Here is a 23,018-nt window from a genome sequence, read left to right as displayed (position 1 = left end):
ACCAATCCCCCAACCCCCAAACCCGCAATCACCCCACCTGATACCCAACCATTCAGAACAACCCCCCATCCCCCCCGGTTAACAAAACATAACGTGGCGTCGATTGTCAGACATGAAAAAACCCCGATAGGATAAGCCAGCTTCCGAAGGGGCTCTGGATTGCGGGTTTCAGGACTATGCTCTGAAGCAGTCGGTCCAGACACGCACCCTTGCGGCGCCCAGAAAGGTTGAACGACCTAACAATAATAATGGGAGAAGGTCTATGAGTGAGCCTGTCATGGGTGTGGGTATCTGCCGCCCGCCGGCACTGCGCAAATTCGCGTTGCTGGCCACAGCGCTCTCGCTGTTGGGCTCTGCCATGTTGTCGGCGCCTGCGCTGGCTTCGGCGGCGTCAGCATCCGATGTTGTTTATTCCATTGAATCTGCCAAGGCTGCCAAAAGCCTGATGCTCGATGTCGTCCACGCCGGCAAGCGCCTGGTGGCGGTCGGGGATCGTGGGCACATCCTCTATTCCGATGATCAGGGCGCGAACTGGACCCAGGCCAAGGTCCCGACCCGGGCCCTGCTGACGTCGGTGTTCTTTGTCGACGACAAGCACGGCTGGGCCGTCGGCCATGACGCGCAGATCCTCGCCAGCGAGGACGGCGGCGCGACCTGGATCAGGCAATTCGAAGACCTGAAACGCGAATCGCCGCTGCTCGATGTCTGGTTCAAGGACGTCAACAGCGGCTTTGCCGTGGGCGCTTACGGCTCGCTGATGGAAACCACCGACGGTGGCAAGCATTGGGAAGACGCCAGCGACCGCCTCGACAATGAAGACCAGTACCACCTGAACGCGATTGCTGCGGTCAAGGACGCCGGGCTGTTCATCGTTGGCGAGCAGGGCAGCATGTTCCGCTCCGCGGACTGGGGCCAGACCTGGGAAAAACTCGAAGGTCCGTACGAAGGCTCGCTGTTTGGCGTGATCGGTACGGCGCAGCCTAATACGCTGCTGGCCTACGGCTTGCGTGGCAACCTCTATCGCTCCACGGACTTCGGCAGCAACTGGGAGCAAGTCGAGCTCAAGGCTGAACGCGGTGACCTGGAGTTCGGGCTGTCCGGCGGCACGCTGCTCGACGATGGTTCCATCGTGATCGTCGGCAACGGCGGCTCGGTGATTCGCAGCAGCGACGACGGCGAAACCTTCAAGGTGGTCAATCGTGCGGACCGTATTTCCGTCTCGGCAGTGACTGCAGCAGGCAATGGCAATCTGGTTCTGGCCGGGCAGGGCGGCGTTCGCGTCACCTCGCCAAACGGCACTGAGCTTGGCAAATAAAAGCGGGCAAATGAGCCAGGTCAATAATAAGAAGGCGGAGCTATGACTTCCTTGAGTACCCATCACCAGGACAAGGCGACGTTCCTCGAGCGCCTGATCTTCAACAACCGCCCGGCAGTGATCACGATCTGCTTGCTGGTCAGTATTTTCCTGTTCTGGCAGGCGACGCTGATCCGTCCGTCCACCAGTTTCGAAAAAATGATCCCGCTGGAGCATCCCTTCATCCAGAAGATGATGGAGCACCGCAACGATCTGGCGAACCTGGGCAACACCGTACGGATCTCGGTGGAAGCCACCAATGGCGACATCTTCTCCAAGGAGTACATGGAGACCCTGCGTCAGATCAACGACGAGGTGTTTTACATCTCCGGTGTCGACCGTTCCGGCCTCAAGTCGCTGTGGAGCCCGAGCGTTCGCTGGACCGAAGTGACGGAAGAGGGCTTCGCTGGCGGTGAGGTGATCCCGCAGAGCTACAACGGCTCCCAGGCCAGCCTCGATATGCTGCGCAACAACGTGCTCAAGTCCGGCCAGGTCGGGCGGCTGGTGTCCAACGATTTCAAGTCGAGCATCGTCGACATTCCGTTGCTGGAGTCCTTCCCGGACCCGCAGGACCAGGGCAAGTTGCTGGCGCTGGACTACTGCCAGTTCTCACACGAACTTGAAGACAAGATCCGCACCAAGTTCGAAGTACAGAACCCGAATGTGAAGATCCACATCGTCGGTTTCGCCAAGAAAGTCGGTGACCTGATCGATGGCCTGGTGATGGTGGTGATGTTCTTCGGTGTCGCCTTCGTCATCACCCTGATCCTCTTGCTGTGGTTCACCAACTGCCTGCGCAGTACCGTCGCCGTGTTGAGCACGACATTGGTGGCAGTGGTCTGGCAACTGGGGTTGATGCACTTCTTCGGCTTCGGGCTCGATCCTTACTCGATGCTGGTACCGTTCCTGATCTTCGCCATCGGTATTTCCCACGGCGTGCAGAAGATCAACGGGATCGCCCTGCAATCGAGTGAGGCGGACAATGCCCTGACCGCTGCACGTCGCACTTTCCGTCAATTGTTCCTGCCCGGGATGATCGCGATCCTCGCCGATGCCGTGGGTTTCATCACGCTGCTGATCATCGATATCGGCGTGATCCGTGAACTGGCCATCGGCGCATCCATTGGTGTGGCAGTGATCGTGTTCACCAACCTGATCCTGCTGCCGGTGGCGATTTCCTATGTCGGCATAAGCAAGCGTGCGGTCGAACGCAGCAAAAAGGACGCGCATCGCGAGCATCCGTTCTGGCGACTGCTGGCGAATTTCGCCAGCTCGAAAGTCGCACCGGTGTCCATTCTGCTGGCGCTGATCGCCTTTGGCGGCGGCCTGTGGTACAGCCAGAACCTGAAAATCGGCGACCTCGACCAGGGTGCCCCGGAGCTGCGTCCGGACTCGCGCTACAACAAGGACAACAACTTCATCATCAACAACTATTCGACCAGTTCCGATGTGCTGGTGGTGATGGTCAAGACCAAGGCCGAGGGGTGCTCGCGCTACGAAGCCATGGCGCCGATCGACGAACTGATGTGGAAGATGCAGAACACCGAGGGCGTGCAGTCGGCGATTTCCCTGGTGACCGTGTCCAAGCAAATGATCAAGGGCATGAACGAAGGCAACCTGAAATGGGAAACCCTGTCGCGTAACCCTGATGTGCTGAACAACTCCATCGCCCGCGCTGACGGCCTGTACAACAACAGCTGTTCCCTGGCGCCGGTACTGGTGTTCCTCAACGATCACAAGGCCGAGACCCTGGATCGCGCGGTGCACGCGGTGCAGGCGTTCGCCAGGGAAAACAACAAGGAAGGCCTGGAGTTCATCCTCGCTGCCGGTAACGCCGGGATCGAGGCGGCCACTAACGAGGTGATCAAGAAGTCCGAGCTGACCATCCTGATCCTGGTGTACATCTGCGTCGCGACCATGTGCATGATCACCTTCCGTTCGTGGGCGGCGACCTTGTGCATCGTGCTGCCGCTGGTGCTGACGTCGGTACTCGGCAACGCCCTGATGGCCTTCATGGGCATCGGTGTGAAAGTGGCGACCCTGCCGGTCGTGGCGCTCGGGGTGGGGATCGGAGTGGACTACGGTATCTACATCTACAGCCGTCTGGAAAGCTTCCTGCGTGCCGGCCTGCCGCTGCAAGAGGCGTACTACCAGACGCTGAAGTCCACCGGTAAGGCGGTGCTGTTCACCGGCCTGTGCCTGGCCATCGGCGTGTGCACCTGGATCTTCTCGGCCATCAAGTTCCAGGCCGACATGGGGCTGATGCTGACCTTCATGCTGTTGTGGAACATGTTCGGTGCGCTGTGGCTGTTGCCGGCACTGGCGCGGTTCCTGATCAAGCCTTCGAGGCTGGCAGGGCAGAAGGGCAATTCGTTGTTTGCCCATTGATCGATCGCTGAATCAAAAAAGCCGCAACCTCAGGTTGCGGCTTTTTTATTTGGGCGAAGATCAAAAGATCGCAGCCTTCGGCAGCTCCTACATTGATCGAATACACCCACAATTAATCGGTGTAGGCAATCCCACGTAGGAGCTGCCGAAGGCTGCGATCTTTTGACTTTGCCATTACGAAGGATCGCTACCCAAAACCACATTCAACGCACTGCGCGCATCATCGAGTTGCACCAGCGTCGCATGCCGGGCCCCGAGGGCATCACGATTCTCGATGGCGGTCAGGATTGCCTTGTGCCGTGGCAGCGCCAGTTCATGCAGGTTCGGTCGCTGGTTGGAATGTTTCAAGGCTTCGGCGATGGCCACCGAGAGCATGTTGCACAGGTTGGCCAGCAAGTCGTTGTGCGTGGCATCGGCGATGCGACTGTGGAAGTCCAGGTCCGGCTGCAACAGCGCCTCCGGCGTCGGTGCGGCTTCCATGCGCTGGTAGGCCTCACCGATGGAGGCAATGTCCGCATCCGTGGCGAATTGCGCGGCTAGGGCGGCGGCAGCCGGTTCGATGATGCTGCGCACACTGGTCAGCAGGTCGAAAAACTGATTCTGCGGGCTGCTTTGCATCAACCAGTGCAGCACGTCCGGATCGAGCATGTGCCAGTCCTTGCGCGGCTTGACCACGGTCCCGACCCGCGGACGGGAATACACCAGGCCTTTGGCAACCAGGACCCGGGTGGCTTCACGCAGCACCGGCCGGCTGACCGCATATTCTTCGCACAACAGCGCTTCGGCGGGCAGTTTGTCGTCGGGCAGGAAACGTCCCGAGACGATCTGCATGCCCAGTTCCTGGACGATGCGCGAGTGCATGCTTTTGCGGTCGGAGGGTTTGCGGTAATCCATGGGGAACGACGCGGTCCTGTGCGAATAGGTGTCGCGCATGATAGCAGGCGCGGGAGGGATGGTCGTCAGAGCCGGGTTTGATACTGGCGCCGAACGACTGTAGGAGCGAGCTTGCTCGCGATGGACTTCAAGACGACGTTTGCTTTCAGACAGCACGCGTTATCGTTCACGTCCATCGCGAGCAAGCTCGCTCCTACAGGGGGAGGGTGGTGTCAGTGAGAGTGGCGCGGCACTTCAGCCCCGCGGCAACCGACCAGGAAGTCGAAGTCGCAACCCTGGTCCGCTTGCAGCACGTGGTCGATGTACAGCTGACGATACCCACCGACGATCAGGTTCTGTGGCGGTTGCAGATCGGCCATGCGTGCGGCCAGTTCGGCATCCGGAATATCCAGGTGCAAACGGCCGCTGGCACAATCGAGTTCGATCCAGTCGCCTTCTTTCACGGCGGCGAGCGGTCCACCGGCAGCGGCTTCCGGGGCAACGTGCAGGACAACAGTGCCGTACGCGGTGCCGCTCATGCGCGCGTCGGAAATACGTACCATGTCGGTCACGCCCTGGGCCAGCAGCTTGGCCGGCAGGCCCATGTTGCCGACCTCGGCCATGCCCGGATAACCCTTCGGCCCGCAGTTCTTCATCACCAGTATCGAGTTGGCATCCACGTCCAGTTCCGGATCGTTGATCCGCGCCTTGTACATGTCGAAGTTCTCGAATACCACTGCGCGGCCGCGATGCTGCATCAGTTCGGGCGTGGCGGCGGACGGCTTGAGTACCGCGCCCAGCGGTGCCAGGTTGCCGCGCAAGACACAGATGCCGCCGTCGGCGCGGATCGGGTTGTCGAGGGTGCGGATCACTTCGTCTTCGCCATAGATCGGCGCGTCCCTGGTGTTCTCGCCGATGGACTTGCCATTGACGGTCAAGGCATTCGGGTTCGGGATCAGGTTGGCTTCACCGAGGCGACGCAGCACGGCGGGCAAGCCACCGGCGTAATAGAACTCTTCCATCAGGAAACGCCCGGACGGTTGCAGGTCGACGATGGTCGGCATGCCGCGACCGATACGGGTCCAGTCATCCAGGTCCAGTTCCACGCCAATGCGCCCGGCAATGGCCTTCAGATGGATCACTGCGTTGGTTGAACCGCCGATGGCGGCATTGACGCGAATGGCGTTCTCGAAGGCCTCTTTGGTCAGGATCTTCGACAGCTTCAAGTCTTCGCGCACCATCTCCACGGCCCGCATGCCGGACATGTGTGCCAACACATAACGGCGCGCATCCACCGCCGGGATCGCCGCGTTGTGGGGCAGGGAAGTGCCGAGCGCTTCGGCCATGCAGGCCATGGTCGAGGCCGTGCCCATGGTGTTGCAGGTGCCGGCCGAGCGGGACATGCCGCCCTCGGCCGCGAGGAAATCGTCGATGCTGATGGTGCCGGCCTTGACCTGTTCGCTGAGCTGCCAGACCACGGTGCCGGAGCCGATGTCCTTGCCCTTGTGTTTGCCGTTGAGCATCGGCCCGCCGGTGACCACGATGGCCGGCACGTCGCAACTGGCGGCGCCCATCAGCAAGGCCGGGGTGGTTTTGTCGCAACCGGTCAGCAGCACCACGCCATCGATCGGGTTGCCGCGAATGGCTTCTTCGACATCCATGCTCGCCAGGTTGCGGGTGAGCATGGCGGTCGGGCGCAGGTTCGATTCGCCGTTGGAGAACACCGGAAACTCCACCGGAAAGCCGCCGGCCTCGATCACCCCACGTTTGACGTGCTCGGCAATCTGGCGGAAATGCGCGTTGCACGGGGTCAGTTCCGACCAGGTGTTGCAGATGCCGATGATCGGCTTGCCATGGAACTGGTGGTCGGCGATGCCCTGATTCTTCATCCAGCTGCGGTACATGAAGCCGTTCTTGTCGGCCGTGCCAAACCATTGGGCGGAGCGCAGGGTGGGTTTCTTATCAGACATGATCGATTCTCTTATTGTATGACTATATTGTTCGAGCTGAGGCGTAACATAAGCGCAAATTGCACTGTTTGGAAGTGTTGTTGGATAAATAGTATTACTATATAGTCGACTCAAACGGAGGGATGGCCCTGGCGATTTTTCGCGAGAGGCGTCCCCCGAGGTTCCATAACAACAACAATCGGAGACCGATCTCATGAGCCAGGAACTGCGGCTTATCCGTCGCATTACGCTGAAACTGATTCCCTTCCTGATCCTGCTGTACCTGATCGCCTATGTGGACCGCTCTGCGGTGGGCTTCGCCAAACTGCACATGGGCGCTGACATCGGCCTGGGCGATGCCGCCTACGGTCTTGGCGCCGGGCTGTTCTTCATCGGCTACTTCCTGCTGGAAATCCCCAGCAACCTGATGCTCGACCGCTTCGGCGCACGGCGCTGGTTCGCGCGGATCATGATCACCTGGGGCGCCATCACCATCGGTATGGCCTTCGTCCAGGGGCCGAGCAGCTTCTATGTGATGCGCTTTTTGCTCGGCGCCGCCGAAGCCGGGTTCTTCCCGGGCGTTCTGTACTACATCACCCAATGGTTCCCGGTGCGCCATCGCGGCAAGATCCTCGGGCTGTTCATCCTGTCGCAACCCATCGCAATGATGATCACCGGCCCGGTGTCCGGTGGCTTGCTGGGCATGGACGGTGTGTTGGGGCTGCATGGCTGGCAGTGGCTGTTCATCGTCATCGGCACCCCGGCGATCCTGTTGACCTGGCCGGTGCTGCGTTACCTGCCCGACGGTCCGCAACAAGTGAAGTGGATGGACCAGGCGGAAAAGGACTGGCTGAGCACCGAATTGAAAAAGGACCTGGACGCGTACGGCCAGACCCGCCATGGCAATCCGCTGCACGCCCTCAAGGACAAACGCGTCCTGCTGCTGGCGCTGTTCTACCTGCCGGTGACCCTGAGCATCTATGGCCTGGGCTTGTGGCTGCCGACCCTGATCAAGCAATTCGGCGGCAGCGACCTGGTGACCGGTTTCGTTTCCGCGGTGCCGTACATCTTCGGGATCGTCGGCCTGCTGATCATTCCGCGCAGTTCCGACCGCTTGAACGACCGCTACGGTCACCTCGCCGTGCTTTACGTACTGGGTGCGATCGGCCTGTTCCTCAGCGCCTGGCTGTCGGTGCCGGTGCTGCAACTGGCGGCGCTGTGCCTGGTGGCGTTCGCGCTGTTTTCCTGCACTGCGGTGTTCTGGACCCTGCCGGGTCGATTCTTTGCCGGCGCCAGTGCGGCGGCTGGGATCGCCTTGATCAACTCGGTGGGTAACCTCGGTGGTTACCTCGGTCCATTCGTGATCGGCGCACTCAAGGAATACACCGGCAACCTGGCGTCCGGCTTGTATTTCCTCTCCGGGGTGATGGTGTTTGGCCTGATTCTGACTGGCGTCGTCTATCGCCTGCTGGAGCGCAAACACGTCCTGCCAGTCGATCAATTTGCAGCAAGTGCACGCTAATGCAATGTAGGAGTGAGCCTGCTCGCGATAGCGTCGGCACATCCAATGTTGTCGGCGACTGATACATCGCTATCGCGAGCAGGCTCACTCCTACAGGGATCTGCGGTGTTTTTGAAGGAATAGGAGAAATTTCATGCGTTTGGTTCAGTTCGAATTGAGTAACGGAGAACGCCGTGTCGGCGTGGTCGAGGCGGGGCTGGTCCGTGAAGTGCAGGACGCGCGCACCGTTCGCGATCTGGCGTTGGCGGCGATCGAGGCGGGCGCCAATCTTGAGCAACAGGTGCAAAGCCTGGGGCTGGGCATCAGCCACGACTATGCTGAACTGTTGACACAGCGGCGCATCCTGCCGCCCCTGGATCATCCGGACCCGGCGCACATGCTGGTCAGTGGCACGGGCCTGACCCATCTGGGCAGTGCATCGGCCCGGGACAAGATGCACCAGCAAAGTGGCGACGAATCGGCGATGACCGACACCATGCGCATCTTCAAATGGGGCGTGGAGGGTGGCAAACCGGCAGCAGATCAAGCCGGTGTGCAGCCGGAATGGTTCTACAAAGGCGATGGCAGCATCGTCGTCAGGCCGGGCCAGCCGTTTCCCCTGCCGCCGTTTGCCGAAGATGCCGGCGAAGAGCCGGAGATCGCCGGCCTGTACGTCATCGGTCGCGACGGTAAGCCGTATCGCCTGGGTTTTGCCGTGGGCAACGAGTTCTCAGACCACGTCATGGAACGCAAGAACTACCTGTATCTGGCCCATTCGAAACTGCGCAGCTGCAGCTATGGCCCGGAACTGCGGGTCGGCGAACTGCCGCAGCATCTGGCGGGCACCAGCCGCATCCTGCGCGACGGCGAGGTGCTATGGCAGAACGAGTTTCTCAGCGGCGAGGCGAACATGTGCCACAGCCTGGCCAACCTCGAATTCCATCATTTCAAGTACAGCCAGTTCCTGCGTCCCGGGGATGTGCACATTCACTTCTTCGGCACCGCGACCCTGTCCTTTGCCGACGGCATTCGCACGCAACCGGGTGACGTGTTCGAGATCACCCAGGCCGAATTCGGCGCGCCATTGATCAATGGCATCGCACCGGTTGCAGCGGCTTTCGAACCTGGCACCGTCGGCACACTTTGAGGACTTACCCATGACCCGGATTCTTGGTCACAACTACATTGGCGGCCAACGCAGCGCCGCCGGCAGCGTCAAGTTGCAGAGTTTCGATGCCACCACCGGTGAGGCATTGCTCCACGACTTTTATCAGGCGACCCCGCTGGAAGTCGATGCGGCGGCCAACGCGGCCGCCGCCGCGTACCCGGCCTATCGCAGTTTGAGTGCGGAGCGGCGGGCGCAGTTTCTCGAGGCCATTGCCGATGAACTGGATGCCCTCGGTGATGATTTTGTCGCCGTGGTCTGCCGCGAAACGGCGTTGCCGACGGGGCGAATACAAGGCGAGCGTGGACGTACCAGCGGACAGATGCGTCTGTTTGCCAAAGTCTTGCGTCGCGGTGATTTCTACGGTGCACGGATCGACCGGGCATTGCCGGAGCGTCAACCGTTGCCGCGCCCGGACCTGCGTCAATACCGTATCGGCCTCGGGCCGGTAGCGGTGTTCGGTGCCAGCAACTTTCCATTGGCATTCTCCACCGCTGGCGGCGATACCGCCTCGGCGCTGGCTGCTGGCTGCCCGGTGGTGTTCAAGGCCCACAGCGGTCACATGGCCACGGCCGAGCAGGTGGCCGATGCGATCATTCGCGCCGCCGAGAAAACCGGGATGCCGGCCGGGGTGTTCAACATGATCTACGGCGGCGGTGTCGGCGAGGCGCTGGTCAAGCATCCGGCGATAAAGGCGGTGGGTTTCACCGGTTCGCTCAAGGGCGGTCGAGCCTTGTGCGACATGGCCGCGGCCCGCGCGCAACCGATTCCGGTGTTCGCCGAGATGTCGAGCATCAACCCGGTGATCCTGTTGCCCCAAGCCCTGGAAGTGCGCGCAGAAAGCATCGCCCGTGACCTGACCGCGTCGGTGGTACAAGGCTGCGGTCAGTTCTGCACCAACCCAGGCCTGGTGATCGGTATTCGCTCGCCGCAGTTCAGCGCGTTCGTGCAGCAGGTCGCCGGGCTGATGGGTGATCAGCCAGCGCAAACCATGCTCAATGCCGGAACCTTGAGCAGCTATGGCAAAGGTCTGCAAAAACTGTTCGCTCATCCAGGCATCGAGCACCTCGCCGGCAGCCCGCAGCAAGGCAATCAGGCCCAACCGCAGCTGTTCAAGGCGGATGTCAGCCTGTTGCTCGACGGCGATGAAGTCTTGCAAGAAGAAGTCTTCGGCCCGACCACCGTGTTCGTCGAAGTCGTTGACCAGGCACAACTCAGTGCCGCATTGAACGCGCTGCACGGCCAGTTGACCGCCACCCTCATTGGCGAGCCGGAAGACTTCGAACAGTTCGCCGGGCTGACGGCTTTGCTGGAACAGAAGGTCGGACGCATCCTGCTCAATGGCTATCCGACGGGCGTTGAAGTCTGCGACTCGATGGTCCACGGCGGACCGTACCCGGCAACGTCCGATGCGCGCGGTACGTCGGTGGGCACCCTGGCTATCGATCGTTTCCTGCGCCCGGTGTGCTTCCAGAACTATCCGGACAATTTGCTGCCGGATGCGCTGAAGAACGGCAATCCGCTGCGTATCCAGCGACTGGTGGATGGGCAATCGTCCCGCGAGGCACTCTAGCGGCCGACCACAATCCCTGTAGGAGCGAGCCTGCTCGCGATAGCGGAACATCAGTCAACATTTAAATCGACTGGACTGCCGCCATCGCGAGCAGGCTCGCTCCTACAGGGGAGGTGGTGCATGAGCTATCATTGCGTCTTTCTCATTCAAAGATTGACTGCCATGACTTCCCCAACCGACACCTTGCTCAATGCCCTCGAACACTGCGGAATGGTAGAGATCGACGGGCTGCATGCCTTCGAATTCGCCCTCGACGAGGTCGATAACCTGCACATTGAATGCATGGATGGCCGTGCGGCCAAGCACTGGGAGTTCACCCCGGCACAGATCCAGGCCGCGACCTTCGACACCTCGCTGCAAAGCTGGTTGATCACCGGTGACTCGGGTGAACACCGTTTGGTGTGCCTGGGCGATGTCGTCGGTGGCGACAACGATGATGACGATCAAGGCGATGCGTAACCTCTGGCCACTGTTGATGGCCGGCAGCATCGGTGCGATGGGTGTCCAGATCGCATCCGCCGAAGACTATCAACTGCTCGTGGGCTCCTACACCGCCGGTCAAAGCCAGGGCATCTACCGCCTGGCTTTCGACAGCAGCACCGGGCAGATCGATGCGCGGCCCCTGCAAGTGATCAAAAGCGAAAACCCGTCGTGGCTGACCCTGTCGAAGGACCAGCGACACTTGTTCGTGGTCAACGAAAACGGCCCGGGCCAGACCGATCCGGTCGGGCGCGTCAGCAGTTACGCCATCGATCCCAAGACCCATGCGCTGAGCCTGATCAGCCAGGTACAAAGCCTGGGCAACGAGCCGACCCATTCCAGCCTCAGCACCGATGGCAGCCATTTGTTCGTCAGCAATTACTCGGTGGCCGAAGACCCGGGCGGCACCCTCGCAGTGATGCCGGTGGCGGCCGATGGCACGCTCAAACCGGTGGTGCAGATGAGCAGCCACCCGGCGAGCCGGGTCAACCCCGAGCGTCAGGCCTCGGCTCACGTGCATTCGGCCATCCCGTCACCGGATGGCCAATACGTGTTCGCAATCGATCTTGGTGCCGACAGGGTGTTTGCCTACCGCTTCGACCCCAAGGCCAACCCCGAACTGCCACTGACTCCGGTGACCCCGGCATTCGTGCAACTGCCGCCCGGTAGCGGACCGCGTCATCTGCTGTTCAGCGCCGATGGCAAACACGCCTGGCTGACCATGGAAATGAGCGCGCAAGTGGCGGTGTTCGATTACCACGACGGCCGACTCGAACAGACGCAGATGGTCGATCTGGCTGCCGGGCAACCCGTCTCGGAAAAAGCTGCGGCGGCGTTGCATGCCTCGGCTGACGGCAAGTTCCTCTACGTCAGCAACCGTGGCACGGCCAATCAACTGCTGGTGTTTGCCATCGATCCTGCCACCGGCCACCTCAACGAGCTGCAACGCCGGGCGGTGGAGGGCGATCACCCGCGGGAATTCAGCCTCGATCCGAGCGGCAAATTCCTGTTGATCGCCAATCAGAAGAGCAACCAGATTGTCGTCGTCGAACGCGATGCCAGGACTGGTCTGCTGGGCAAGACCGTGCAAAAACTGCCAATGGACGCCCCGAGCGACCTCAGGTTTCTGCTGCGTCAATAAGCCGCAGGCCCCGGTTGATGGGGCTTGCCTGCTTTTATCAATGGCGCTGATATCTGGTACTGCTACAAAGCATTTCAAGGCACGAACCCTCGAGGGTTAAGTTTGCTTCACGGCCCCACCGGGCAAGCAAGCCAACTGAATCCGAGGAATACCGCCATGAACTTCAACATCTTCTCTGTCATCGCCGCTTCCGCCATTTCTGCCACCGTTGCACTGCCAGCCAGTGCCAACGTTGAAATCAGCGACAAAAAAGCCCACACCCAGAGCTACACCCCAAAATACCTGCAACAGAGCGCCAACTTCTACGCCGCGCTGGATCACAAAACCCAAGCCTGAGCGTTTACCCCTGCCTTTATGCAGGAGCGAAGTCACTGATGATCGAAGACCCTGGCGTTGAAAGCCAGAGTGTCGAAAACGATCAGAGTGATGTCGCTCCTGCATAACGCATTTACGACAGTATCAGTTTGCCACCAATGCTGTGCTTGATATCATATTGACATACGTTTAAATTGACGCTGATTTTTTGACTCCTCCTCACGGCAAGGATCAGCAGCATGGTGACGCGTCTGGCATTGGTTGTTCTTTTTCTCTATTCCACCCCCATTCTGTCGGCAGCCGACCCTGTTCCGGGTGAGCCGGAGGCTGCGCGCGAGCGCTTGATAAGTTTTATTGAAGAGTGAAATAGACTGGCTTAATGATCAATGAGGCTGATGGTTACTATGGATAACCCTGAGTGGTTACCCAGGCTTTTTTGATCGATTCTGTTGGCATTGAAACATGCCCGCGGAGAACATCATGGCCAGCGCAATTCTCACTTCTGCCAAATACGGCGCCTATGTGGCGATCGGTCTTTACCTTGCCATGGTGCTGCTGGTCAGCCTTTCGGCGCAGTCGCAATCCACCTTCGAAGCACCGATCCAGGTCGCTCATCCCGGCATCCAGTTTGAACACCGAGCGCAAAACGCGAGCGTCGATCAGGCTGAACTCGCGGGAGTCGTCGGCGCATGAAAGGGCACAGACTTTGGGTCATTGCGTTCCTGGCGTTCATGACCAACGGATCCTCCCTGCTGGGGATCGGCCAGGGCTCGGCAGGCTCGGTGGCACGGACCATCGAAGCCAACCACAACATCGCCCGCAACATCGAAAACGCCAGCGCCCAGGGCATGCTGACCGGCAATCCGCCGGTCAGGACAGAAGGGGTGGTGTTCGGGCCGTTCCAGGTGGATTGCTCAGCGATCGGGATGTGTGAGGTGTTGGCCTGAAGCCCCCCTCAACACAGTGTGCGGCGGCTTACTTGCGCATCACACCGGTAAACAAATCCGACTCCAGAAACCGCTGCAACCAGTCCTGCAACCGTCGATACGGCGTCTGCGCGAACCACTCGCGGTCGACATGGGCGAACTGGCGCACGAAGGGCATCAACGCTACGTCGGCCAGGCTTGGATGATCGGCCAGCAAGTAATCGCGTCCTTCCAGCAAGACCTCCAGCTTTTGCAGAAATACTTCGCCTTCGCCGCGATAAACCTCCATCGGCTGCTCGGGATAACGCTCGGCGTACTTGTAGCGATTCAAGTGGACCTTGAACTCCTGATCGTTCTGTTCGATCAGCGGGGCGATTTGCGCTGCTGCGACAGGATCAGCCTTGAGCAACCAGTCCTGCGGATCGTTCTGGGCCAGGGCCCAGCGCATGATGTCGAGGCTTTCGTCGATCACCCGGCCATCGGCGCTCAGTACCGGCACCGTGCCTTTGCCCGACAGCGCGAGCATTTCGGCGGGCTTGGCCTTCAGGCTGACTTCGACGATGACCACGGCCACTCCCGTATAACGCAGGGCCATGCGTGCGCGCATGGCGTACGGGCAGCGGCGGAAGGAATACAACGTGTTCATTTCACCTCCAGGGTGCTCAGGCCGTTGCCCTGGCGCTGGACCTGAATCTGCACGGGAATCCGTTCGTGCATTTCCTGCACGTGGGAAATCACCGCGACCTTGCGGCCCTGGGCCTGCAAGCCGTCAAGGGCGTCCATGGCCAGTTGCAGGGATTCCGGATCGAGGCTGCCGAAGCCTTCGTCGATGAACAACGATTCGATTTTCAGCGTGCTCGACGCCATCGATGCCAGACCAAGGGCCAGCGCCAGCGATACCAGGAAAGTCTCGCCACCGGACAGCGAATGCACCGAACGCAGTTCGTCGCCCATTTCGGTGTCCATCACCAGCAACCCGAGCATGCTGCCGCCACGCTTGAGGCGGTAGCGCCGCACCAGTTGGCGCAATTGCACGTTGGCGTGGTGCACCAGCAGGTCGAGGTTGTAGGCCTGGGCGATCTTGCGGAAGGTGTCGCCGGTGGCGGAGCCGATCAACGTATTCAAGCGTGCCCAGCGCTGGTATTCGCTATAGGCGTCGGCAATCTGCTGTGCCAGGGCCTGATTGGCGTTCTGCCGGCGCTGGTCCTCGGCCTGCTCGGCGCGCAGTTCGGCGCAGTGTTGCTCGTTGGTGGCGGCGAGGTTTTGCAAGTCGATCAAGGCACTGGCCAATTGCTCGGCATCGAGGTTGCCGTTGTGTTGCGCCTGATGATCGAGCAGGCGCTTGTCGCGCTCCTGCACCAGGACGCGGGCTTGCTCGATGGCTTTTTCGCTTTGCTGCAAGCGCTGGCGCAGTTCGCTGACCTGAGTGTCGTCAACCCGCAGAAGGTCTTCGAGGCCATCGTCATCCAGTTCGGGATGGCGGGCACGCCAGTCGCCGATCTTGCCGGCGAGCTCACGTTCTTCAGCTTCCAGTGCGTGCAAGCGTTCTTGCTGGGCATTCAGCTCGGCGGCGAGTTGCACAGACTGCGTGAGGACACTTTGCAGCGTCTGCGCGGTACTGGTTTCGGCGCTGCGCGCCTGTTCCACGGCCTGTTCCAGTTGCTGCTGCCAATGTTCGGCACTGCTGTGTTCGCCGAGTAATTGCCCGAGGGTGTGCTGGCTCGCCTGTTGCTGCTCGGCCAGCCCGGTGAACTGCTGTTCGGCGGCCTGCAATTGTTGCACGCGGTTTTGCTGGCGATCCTGTTCCTTCTCCAGATTTTGCTGGCGCTGTTGCTGCTCGGCCAGTTCTTCCTTTTGTTGCTCGACTTGCGCCAGGCGCTCGGCGATCTGCCGGTCGAGCTGCATGAAGGTCGCGGCCGGTTCGACGCGCAGCGCTTGCAGGGTCTCGGCTGGCAGCAGGCTGGCGAATGCCTTGAGTTCTTCGTCCAGACGCTGGCGGTCGTTGTCCAGTTCGCGTTGCTGGTTGCCCAGGTGCTGGGCCGCTTGCTGGTGCGCGGTTTCGGCATGACGCAGTTGTTGGGTCAGGCGCGTGGCATCCTGTTGCAGGGTGAGCAGCGCGCTTTGCCGTTGCTCGTCCTGGCTGATGCTCTGGTTGAGTTGGCTGTTTTGCTGGGTGAGCCAGGCGTCGCGTTTGACGGCGTCCTGATTCAGCAGTTGGGCAGCCAGCGGATGCGCTTCCAGACTTGGGGCGAGGGCTTGCTGTTGGGTCGCCAGATGCTCCTGCTGTTGCAGCAGTTCCTTTTGCTGGGCGATCAACCCGCCGACTTCGGCACGCAGGTCGGTGAGTTTTTCCTTGAGCAGGTCGACGGCCTTCTGGGCGTTGGCCTGTTCGCTTTCATCAAAACGGCCGAGGCTCTGCAGCAGGGCTTCGGGCTGATGATACGGATGCTCGTTGCTGCCGCACACCGGACATGGCTGATTGTCCTGCAACTGCGCGCGCAGCTCTTCGACACTGGCACTGCGCGCCAGACGCTGACGCTCCAGCAGTTCGCGAGTGACTTTGAGTGTCTGTTCGGCAACGCTCAGATCAACCTTGGCCTTGACCCCGTCCTGGGTCAGGCGTTCACGTTCCTGCTGCGCGGTGAGCAGACGTTGCTGCAGCTCGGCGCCGCGCTGGTCCAGTTCCTGCTGGCTGGCCCACAAGCGTGCAAGGTCTTCGACAGCGCGCAGTTGCTTGCGGTTGTCCTGCAACAGACTGCCCAGGATGCCGATCTGCTCGGCGACGGCATCCGGCTCGGCACCGGCCTCCTTGAACAGCACCTCCAGTTGTTGCTTCTGCGCGCTGAGCGTTTGTTCGGTGCTCGCGGCGTTTTGCTCAAGACTGGCCAGTTCGGCCTGGCCCTGATTCAACCGGTTACCGATCAACATCAACTGTTGCAGCCGATCGCGGTAGGCATTCCAGGCATCGCTCAACGGTGCCAGATGAGTGCTTTGTTCCAGCTCGGTGGCAATGCGCTGCAAGTCCCCGGCGCCACGGGTTTGCTGATCGAGCAAAGTCTGAATCGTGCTCTGGCCCTGGCTGCAGGCCTGCTCGGCATTTTGCTTTGCCTCGGCACTGAGGGCGGTGTCCTTGGCGAGGCGGGCGAGGGTGCTTTGCGCTTCGAAGGCCTGGCGCAGTAGCGGCGCACTGGCGGTTTGCCGTTGTTGCGCTTCGTTCAACGCGATCCGGGCGGCGCTAAGCTGTTGCTCGAGCTGCGTCTGACGCTCGCCGAGTTCGCCGTGCTGCTGCGTGTGCAAGGCAATCTGCGCCGCCAAGGGTGTCAGCAGCGCGTCGACCTCGGCTTTACGGGCGAACTGGTGCCGTTGCGGGGCCAGCTGTTCGAGGCGGGTGAGCCTCAAGCGCTCACTGGCCAGGGCCTCCCAGTGAGTCTGTGCCGATTGCAGTTGTTCGCTGGCAGCCAGATGTTCGTCCTGCAAGCGACGCAGGTCCTTGAGCCAGGTGTCCTGCAGTTCAAGTTGTTTGAGCTGCGCCTGCCGGGCCTTGAGTTGTTGCTGCGCCTGGTAGAAGCGCTCATCCAGTTCCGCGCGGGCTTCGGGTGACAGCGGCGTCACCCCGCTGGCCTGATCCTGCAGCAGCTTGTGCGCCTCGCGAGCCTCCTTGGTCTTGTCGAAGGCCCGACGACCGAGGCGGGTGTAGAGCGCGGTGTCGGTGAGTTTTTCCAGCAATTCGCTGCGGTCGTTGTCGTCGGCCTTGAGGAACGCGCTGAACTCGCTTTGCGCCAACATCACCGCGCGGGTGAACTGTTCGAAATTCAGCCCCAGCGCGGCTTCGAGCTGAGCCTTGTATTCGCCTTTCTGGCTGGCGAGCAATTGATCCTGATCGATGTCACGCAAGCTCTGGCGGCTGGCCTGCAACTTGCCGGCGGCCTTGTCCCGGGCGCGATTGGCTTCCCAGCGGGCGCGGTAACGACGGCCGTCGACACCGACGAAATCCACTTCCGCATAGCCATCACCCGTGCCACGACGCAGCAGGGTGCGCGGGTCGCCGGTAGCGATTTCGCCGTCGGCGTCCGGTACCTTGGCGTCGCGGCCGGTGTTGTTCAGGCGCGGTACGGCGCCAAATAGCGCCAGGCACAAGGCATCGAGCAGGGTACTTTTACCGGCGCCAGTAGGGCCGGTGATGGCGAACAGTCCGGCACTGGCCAGGGGTTCGGCGGTGAAGTCGATTTCAAAAGGCCCGGCCAGCGAGGCGAGGTTTTTCAGGCGGATCGCGAGGATTTTCATGGCTGTTCGCTCTCCATCTGCACGTCCTGCAACAGCTCGGCAAAGTCCTTGAGGGTCTGCTCGTCGACCTCGCTGCCGTAGTTGTCCTGCCAGGCGCGGCTGAACAGTTCCTGAGGCGTGAGCTGGTCCAGTTCGATCAGCGTGCCGCCTTCGTCGGCAGCGTCACGGCCGCCGTTGCCGGCGTACTCGGCGGCGATGCGCACCAGGCGCACGGCCTTGCCTTGCAGGGCGATTTCCACTTGATTGCGCAGGTCGGGCTGCGGCTCGTCGAGGCGCACCCGCACCTCCAGCCATGGCTGGCGCTGGATCTCGGCCAACAGGTCGATGTTCGGCAGGTCCGCCAGTTGCAGCAGGATCTCGCTCAATGGCGCCGGGCCGATGCGTTGCAGGTTGACCGCGCGGGGGATCAGCTTCGGCTCGACGCTGAGCAGGGTCTCGCCGTCGAGCTTGATGTCGAGAATCTGGTGCTGATAGCTGATCTCGGAGAACGACAGCGGGATCGGCGAGCCGCTGTAGCGGATGCGCTCCTCGCCGTTGACCTTCTGCGGTTTGTGCAGGTGACCCAGGGCGACATAGCTGATGCTCGGCCCGAACAGGCTGGCGGGCAGGGCTTCGGCATTGCCGATGATCAGGCTGCGCTCGGAGTCTTCCGACACCGAACCGCCGGCCATGTGCGCGTGGCTGATGGCGATCAGTGCCTGACCCGGCTGGCGCTTGGCATTGGCCGCTTCGATCAGCCACTCGTGCACCTGGCCGATCCCGCGCAGGTAGTCGTCGCCCAAATGCGCGCCGGTGACTTCCGCCGGGCGCAGGAACGGCAGCGCCAGGCACCAGCCGGCGACTTCACCACTGGCATCCGGCAAGGGCAGCAGCAGGCGTTCGGCATCCAGTTGCCCGTCGTCGAGCCACAGCACGCGGCCCAGCGCATGGGTGCGCAAACGCCGCATCAAGGGTGCGGGCAGTTCGATCCGCGAACCGGAGTCGTGGTTGCCGGCGATCATCACGATGGTTAGCGACGGCTGTTGCTCGTGGGCGCTGACGATGAAGTCGTAGAGGCGTTCCTGGGCTTTGACCGGCGGATTGACCGTGTCGAAGATATCGCCGGCGATCAACAGCACATCCGGTTGATCCAGTTTCAGCTGGCGCAACAGCCAGTCGAGAAAACAGCCGTGTTCAAAATCGCGATCCTGGCCGTGCAGGTTCTGCCCGAGGTGCCAGTCGGAGGTGTGAAACAAGCGCAAGGCGGACTCCGCTACAAAATAGGAATGGCCGCGGGAAAAATGAAGGCGGCGAAAGGGGGGAGAGTTTACTGGCAAACAGAACAGGTTGCTGAATGCCTTTGCTCATACAGGTCTGGAGCAGTCCCCCAATACTTCAAACACCCGTGCCTGTAGGAGCTGGCTTACCAGCGAAGGCGGCCCGGAAGCCTGCACAATATCTGCCAGAGCTTCGCCGGCAAGCCGGCTCCTACAGGTTTGGCGTGATCCTCTGTCCGGCGTTACTTCGGATAAAGCGGCGGCAACCCACTGTCACCGACCGGATCCTGCACCCGTTCGGTAATCGGGATCGCCTTGATCACCCGCCACAACTCGTCACCTTGCCAGTACTGGCCGGTTTCGCTGTACAGCGCGCCGTTCAGGCCGTCGAGGGCGTTGGACAGTGGCACGAAGCGGGCGGCCATGTCGGCCAGGGTTTCCGGCTGTTGGCGGGCCCAGGCGTCGAGGGCCTGGCGGGTGGCGTGGGAGTCGTTGGCCTGGCAGGCGCGCTTGAGGTCGTCGAGTACGGTGCGCGGGCTCGGGCCGGTTTGAGCGACACGCGCCACCGCCGGTTGCCAGCGGCCACGCCACCAGAGGCCGAAGCCGAGCAGGGTGGTGCAGGCCAGGATCAAGGTGCTGAGCTTCCAGCGCCAGAGCGCTTCGCTGTCGGCGCTGGCATCGATCGGTGAGGCGCCGGCAGGCGTGTCGACCACCAGGCTCGGATTGGCCGCCACGTGCAGCGTGCGAGCGGGCAGGCTGCTGCGTTCCAGATGGTCTTCGAAGGTGTTCCACCAGACCAGGTCGACGGTGGGCAACTCGATGACGCCGGTCCGTGTCGGCACCAGGGCCTCGCGGTCTTCACGACTGCCGACCAGGCCGCGTTCGCTGTTCTGGTTGCCGAGCACCGGTTGATCCGGGTAGCGGCGCAGGCCGCCGACATCGGTGCCGGGCAGTGGTGGCAGTTGGGTGCTGGACAAGCCTTCGGCCGTCACTGTCAGGCTGCGGGTCAGTGAATCACCGACCTGGGTGTGATCCGGCTCCGGGTTCCAGCTTTCGCTCAGGCTCAGGCTGCGCGCAGGCAGCCAGGGTGCGTCGGCCGGATAGGTGATGGGTTTGGCCTTGACCGTCAACAGCAGTTCGGTCGAGGTAACGGGCATCAACTTGCCGGATTTCGCCCCTTGGGTGGCGTCCTGTGCTGGTTGCGCATCGACCAGCGCGGCGTTGAAGACCTGTGCCGGAATGATCAGTTCGCCGCTGTGTTGCGGGTAGATCGCATAGCGCATTTCGATCACGCCGTGGCGCTGACCATCGATGTCTTTTTCATAGGTGCGTGAGTCGCCCAATTGCTCGATGCGCGCATCAGGTATCTGCAAGGGTGGCAGGCTGCTGTCGTCGTACAGCGACACCGAATGGTAGATACGCAGGGTCAGGACTGCCTGGGCCTGTACGTACACGCTGGTTTGATCGAGGCTGGCATCGATGAACACCGGGGCCCGGTTGTTCGGGTTGTCCGGTGTTTCGCTCTCGACCACTTGCAGGGTGATCGGCTGGCTCTGCAGTTCGCCCAGTTGCAGTGGCGGAATCACCACGCTGCCGTTTTGCCGGGGCAGGAGGGTGACGATCCACCGCGTGGCGGCCTGGTTTTCGCCGCTGAGGGTGTTCAACTGGTTGACCTGGCGTGTGCCGCGCACTTCGAACAACGGCTCCAGCGGTGCCAGGTCGGGTTTGCCGAACTGAGTGACATCGGTGGACTCCAGGGTCAGCTCGACCGTCTCGCCTGAGCTGAGGCGACTGCGGTCCACACTGGCGACCAGCTCTGCTGCCTGCGCCTGGGCGGTGCAGAACAACAGGCCATGCAACAGTGCAAGCAATAAAACGGTGAAGCGGGTCATCGAGTTTCTTCCTGATCCTGATGTTGTTGCTGTTCGTACCAGAATTTGCGCCTGAGCAGTTCACCAGGGTCATCCGGAATCTGCCGCAGCCATTGCTCCAGTGCCTGGCGCTGTTCACCTTCGATGCCGTCGGTGGCCGGGCGCAAGGGTGGTGTCGTGTGTTGTTCGTCACCCAGTTCGCTGCCTGGTACTTCATTGGTCCCCGGTTTCGGTGGTGTGGTGGGCGGTTGTCGCTCACCCGCGCTGGGCGGTTGCCCTTCGTCGCTGTTCGAGGGTTGGGCAGCAGCACCGGGCGGTGGTTCCTGCGATTCGGCTTCGGGCCGGGCGTTGCTGGCGGCGTCTGGCTCAGGAGGGGGAGGAGTGTTTTTCTCCTTGAGCAGACGTTCCACCAGCGCCTTGTTGGTCAGTGCCGGACGCAAATCAGGTTGACGTTCCAGTGCCTGTTCGTAAGCGTCCAGGGCGGCCTTCAGCTCACCACTTTTGGCCAGGGCGTTGCCCCGATTGTAGTGGGCATGGGCATCGTTGCCCTCGGCAAACCGCTCGGCGGCGCCGACGTAGTCTCCGGCTTCATAGAGCGCCACGCCTTGCCACTGATGGTCCTCGAAGCGCCGGGCGGCCTCGGCCGGACGCTTGTGTTTGAGTAATTGCACGCCTTGTTGATCAGGACGCAGCCACAGGTCTGCGAGGTCGAAGGCATAGCCGGGTTGCGGTAGCGCCAATAGCAGCGGCAGGCACAGCAACCAACCACGACGTCCTGCGCAGGCCGCGAGCAGCAACAGTGGCAGCAGCAGCCAGTAACCCTGGTCGGCCCAGGTATCGAGGCGCAAGGTCTGACCGTCGTTGCGCAAATTGCGCGGACCGTCGAGCAGGCCAAGGGCGTGCAGGTCGCTATCGTCCAGGCGCGCCTGGCGAAAGCGTCCATCCAGGTCGTTGGCAAAACCTTTCAGGCCGGGCTCGTCGAGGCGCGACACGAGAATGGCGCCTTGTTCATCCTTGAGGAAACTGCCGTCCTCCTGGGTGATGGGTGAGCCTTCGGCAGTGCCGATGCCGAGCATCAGAAACCGGGTCGATTTGCCGTTCAGCGCGCGACGGATGCCCAGCCGCTCTGGTTCGGTCAGGGACGAACCCATCAGCAGGATCCGACCGTCGCCCAAGGCAGCTTGTTCGAGCAGCGCCAGGGCCTTGAGTACCGCCAGATCGGCGCGATGACCGGGCTCTGGCATCAACGACGGTTTCAGTGCATCCAACAGGTTGCGGCTGGTGGAAAGGTCATCTGAAAGCGGTACCAGCGTGTGGGCACTGCCGGCGTAGACGACAATGGCGGTTTGCGCGTCGCTGCGGATCTGCAGCAGGTCGTACAGCTTGCGCCGGGCCTGTTCCAGCCGATTGGGCGTGACGTCGGTGGCGAGCATTTCCGGGGTCAGTTCAAGAACCACCACCAACGGGTCCGCGGGTTTCTGGCTGGTTTGCTCGACGCGTTCCCAACCCGGGCCCAACAGCGCGAGCACGGTCAACAGCCACGCCACGCCGAGCGCGACCCAGGGCAGTTTACTGTCGCGACCACTGCCGCCGCTGAGCAGTGCCGAGTGAAAGGCCGGCGGCAGGATCATCTGCCAGCGCCCGGCGCGCTTCTTGCGGTGCCAGAGTTGCCAGAGCAACCAGCCAAGCAGCGGCAGCAACAGTAGCCACCAGGGCCGGAACCAGTAAGGCCACAGCGCACTCATCGGCGCCTCCGCAGACGCAGGCGTTTAAGACGCTGGCGCCAGTCGGGCAGCAATTGCGTTTGCAAATACAGATCCTTGGTAAACAGGCGTTGCAACGGGTTGTCCGGCCAGAGTACGGGAACCACCAGCAGTATGCTCAAGCACAGCGCCAAGGCGAGCGGCCAGTGATACAACGATTGAGTCGGGCGGGCCTGGGT

18 protein-coding genes and 1 pseudogene are annotated in these 23,018 nt (G+C 61.6%); 11 read left to right on the top strand and 8 right to left on the bottom strand.

All coding sequences use genetic code 11. The features are described from left to right. The first annotated feature begins 262 nt into the window (after positions 1-262). Positions 263-1,315: a WD40/YVTN/BNR-like repeat-containing protein gene (locus KGA83_RS24620; RefSeq protein ID WP_108215872.1), complete on the top strand. Its 1,053-nt coding sequence runs from the start codon at positions 263-265 to the stop codon at positions 1,313-1,315. Between the two features lie 42 nt (positions 1,316-1,357). Continuing rightward, positions 1,358-3,742: an efflux RND transporter permease subunit gene (locus tag KGA83_RS24615; protein WP_223531102.1), complete on the top strand. Its 2,385-nt coding sequence runs from the start codon at positions 1,358-1,360 to the stop codon at positions 3,740-3,742. A 174-nt stretch (positions 3,743-3,916) separates the two neighbouring features. On the opposite strand, the gene KGA83_RS24610 is transcribed toward KGA83_RS24615, so the two are convergent. Together KGA83_RS24610 and KGA83_RS24605 are read right to left on the bottom strand one after the other, a co-directional pair. Further along, entirely contained in the window at positions 3,917-4,636 is a 720-nt protein-coding gene (locus tag KGA83_RS24610) for a FadR/GntR family transcriptional regulator (protein WP_158273935.1), read from the bottom strand. Positions 4,637-4,848: 212 nt separating this feature from the next. Continuing rightward, positions 4,849-6,585, bottom strand: coding sequence for an IlvD/Edd family dehydratase (locus KGA83_RS24605; RefSeq protein ID WP_056727612.1), 1,737 nt, complete (start codon positions 6,583-6,585; stop codon positions 4,849-4,851). Positions 6,586-6,778: 193 nt separating this feature from the next. Here KGA83_RS24605 and KGA83_RS24600 point away from each other — a divergent pair, with 193 nt between their 5' ends. The 9 genes from KGA83_RS24600 (at position 6,779) to KGA83_RS24565 (ending at position 13,686) form a co-directional block, all read left to right on the top strand. Beyond that, the gene (locus tag KGA83_RS24600) at positions 6,779-8,086 is read left to right on the top strand and encodes an MFS transporter (RefSeq protein ID WP_108215869.1); all 1,308 of its coding nucleotides are present in this window, start codon (positions 6,779-6,781) and stop codon (positions 8,084-8,086) included. Positions 8,087-8,219: 133 nt separating this feature from the next. Then, a complete protein-coding gene (gene araD1, locus KGA83_RS24595; protein ID WP_108215868.1) occupies positions 8,220-9,212 on the top strand; it encodes an AraD1 family protein in 993 nt (330 codons plus the stop codon). Positions 9,213-9,222: 10 nt separating this feature from the next. After that, complete coding sequence (locus KGA83_RS24590) at positions 9,223-10,803, top strand: aldehyde dehydrogenase (NADP(+)) (protein WP_108215867.1); 1,581 nt, start codon at positions 9,223-9,225, stop codon at positions 10,801-10,803. Positions 10,804-10,923: 120 nt separating this feature from the next. Next, positions 10,924-11,262 (top strand): DUF5629 family protein, encoded by a 339-nt coding sequence (locus tag KGA83_RS24585; RefSeq protein WP_108215866.1) that lies wholly within the window; start codon positions 10,924-10,926, stop codon positions 11,260-11,262. Continuing rightward, entirely contained in the window at positions 11,255-12,424 is a 1,170-nt protein-coding gene (locus KGA83_RS24580) for a lactonase family protein (RefSeq protein WP_108216086.1), read from the top strand. Before KGA83_RS24585 ends, KGA83_RS24580 begins: the two co-directional genes overlap by 8 nt. 156 nt (positions 12,425-12,580) lie before the next feature. Next, positions 12,581-12,760, top strand: a complete 180-nt coding sequence (locus KGA83_RS24575) for a hypothetical protein (RefSeq protein WP_057715012.1) — start codon at positions 12,581-12,583, stop codon at positions 12,758-12,760. Between the two features lie 218 nt (positions 12,761-12,978). Further along, entirely contained in the window at positions 12,979-13,104 is a 126-nt protein-coding gene (locus KGA83_RS29875; protein WP_256594902.1) for a hypothetical protein, read from the top strand. 115 nt (positions 13,105-13,219) lie between these two features. Next, positions 13,220-13,432 carry a hypothetical protein gene (locus tag KGA83_RS24570; protein WP_108215864.1) on the top strand — a complete coding sequence of 71 codons (213 nt, stop codon included), beginning with the start codon at positions 13,220-13,222 and terminating at the stop codon, positions 13,430-13,432. Next, entirely contained in the window at positions 13,429-13,686 is a 258-nt protein-coding gene (locus KGA83_RS24565; protein ID WP_108215863.1) for a hypothetical protein, read from the top strand. The genes KGA83_RS24570 and KGA83_RS24565 overlap by 4 nt, the downstream gene beginning before the upstream one ends. Before the next feature lie 28 nt (positions 13,687-13,714). Here the strand turns inward: KGA83_RS24565 and KGA83_RS24560 are convergent, their stop codons facing one another. The 6 genes and pseudogenes from KGA83_RS24560 to KGA83_RS24535 form a co-directional block, all read right to left on the bottom strand. Further along, positions 13,715-14,311 carry a glutathione S-transferase gene (locus tag KGA83_RS24560; protein ID WP_108215862.1) on the bottom strand — a complete coding sequence of 199 codons (597 nt, stop codon included), beginning with the start codon at positions 14,309-14,311 and terminating at the stop codon, positions 13,715-13,717. Next, a complete protein-coding gene (locus KGA83_RS24555) occupies positions 14,308-17,949 on the bottom strand; it encodes an AAA family ATPase (protein ID WP_223531101.1) in 3,642 nt (1,213 codons plus the stop codon). Before KGA83_RS24555 ends, KGA83_RS24560 begins: the two co-directional genes overlap by 4 nt. Then, entirely contained in the window at positions 17,946-19,190 is a 1,245-nt protein-coding gene (locus KGA83_RS24550; protein ID WP_108215860.1) for an exonuclease SbcCD subunit D C-terminal domain-containing protein, read from the bottom strand. The genes KGA83_RS24555 and KGA83_RS24550 overlap by 4 nt, the downstream gene beginning before the upstream one ends. A 257-nt stretch (positions 19,191-19,447) precedes the next feature. Further along, positions 19,448-21,097, bottom strand: coding sequence for a BatD family protein (locus KGA83_RS24545; RefSeq protein WP_108215859.1), 1,650 nt, complete (start codon positions 21,095-21,097; stop codon positions 19,448-19,450). Further along, positions 21,094-22,821 (bottom strand): VWA domain-containing protein, encoded by a 1,728-nt coding sequence (locus tag KGA83_RS24540; RefSeq protein WP_223531100.1) that lies wholly within the window; start codon positions 22,819-22,821, stop codon positions 21,094-21,096. Before KGA83_RS24540 ends, KGA83_RS24545 begins: the two co-directional genes overlap by 4 nt. Next, positions 22,818-23,018 (bottom strand): annotated as a pseudogene (locus KGA83_RS24535) (BatB protein); the annotation flags it as partial. The pseudogene KGA83_RS24535 and the gene KGA83_RS24540, both read right to left, overlap by 4 nt.

Origin of the sequence: Pseudomonas sp. GL-R-19, assembly GCF_019956375.1 — a bacterium.
Taxonomy (GTDB): Bacteria; Pseudomonadota; Gammaproteobacteria; order Pseudomonadales; family Pseudomonadaceae; genus Aquipseudomonas.
The sequence above is the reverse complement of the archived record's forward strand: the minus strand, read 5'-3'. Positions and strand labels throughout refer to the sequence as shown.

Bases quoted from the DNA above. Each gene is read 5' to 3' on its own strand.
- KGA83_RS24620 (WP_108215872.1), top strand. From the start codon at position 263: ATGAGTGAGCCTGTCATGGGTGTGGGTATCTGCCGCCCGCCGGCACTG.
- KGA83_RS24615 (WP_223531102.1), top strand. From the start codon at position 1,358: ATGACTTCCTTGAGTACCCATCACCAGGACAAGGCGACGTTCCTCGAG.
- KGA83_RS24610 (WP_158273935.1), bottom strand. From the start codon at position 4,636: ATGGATTACCGCAAACCCTCCGACCGCAAAAGCATGCACTCGCGCATC.
- KGA83_RS24605 (WP_056727612.1), bottom strand. From the start codon at position 6,585: ATGTCTGATAAGAAACCCACCCTGCGCTCCGCCCAATGGTTTGGCACG.
- KGA83_RS24600 (WP_108215869.1), top strand. From the start codon at position 6,779: ATGAGCCAGGAACTGCGGCTTATCCGTCGCATTACGCTGAAACTGATT.
- araD1 (WP_108215868.1), top strand. From the start codon at position 8,220: ATGCGTTTGGTTCAGTTCGAATTGAGTAACGGAGAACGCCGTGTCGGC.
- KGA83_RS24590 (WP_108215867.1), top strand. From the start codon at position 9,223: ATGACCCGGATTCTTGGTCACAACTACATTGGCGGCCAACGCAGCGCC.
- KGA83_RS24585 (WP_108215866.1), top strand. From the start codon at position 10,924: ATGAGCTATCATTGCGTCTTTCTCATTCAAAGATTGACTGCCATGACT.
- KGA83_RS24580 (WP_108216086.1), top strand. From the start codon at position 11,255: ATGCGTAACCTCTGGCCACTGTTGATGGCCGGCAGCATCGGTGCGATG.
- KGA83_RS24575 (WP_057715012.1), top strand. From the start codon at position 12,581: ATGAACTTCAACATCTTCTCTGTCATCGCCGCTTCCGCCATTTCTGCC.
- KGA83_RS29875 (WP_256594902.1), top strand. From the start codon at position 12,979: ATGGTGACGCGTCTGGCATTGGTTGTTCTTTTTCTCTATTCCACCCCC.
- KGA83_RS24570 (WP_108215864.1), top strand. From the start codon at position 13,220: ATGGCCAGCGCAATTCTCACTTCTGCCAAATACGGCGCCTATGTGGCG.
- KGA83_RS24565 (WP_108215863.1), top strand. From the start codon at position 13,429: ATGAAAGGGCACAGACTTTGGGTCATTGCGTTCCTGGCGTTCATGACC.
- KGA83_RS24560 (WP_108215862.1), bottom strand. From the start codon at position 14,311: ATGAACACGTTGTATTCCTTCCGCCGCTGCCCGTACGCCATGCGCGCA.
- KGA83_RS24555 (WP_223531101.1), bottom strand. From the start codon at position 17,949: ATGAAAATCCTCGCGATCCGCCTGAAAAACCTCGCCTCGCTGGCCGGG.
- KGA83_RS24545 (WP_108215859.1), bottom strand. From the start codon at position 21,097: ATGACCCGCTTCACCGTTTTATTGCTTGCACTGTTGCATGGCCTGTTG.
- KGA83_RS24540 (WP_223531100.1), bottom strand. From the start codon at position 22,821: ATGAGTGCGCTGTGGCCTTACTGGTTCCGGCCCTGGTGGCTACTGTTG.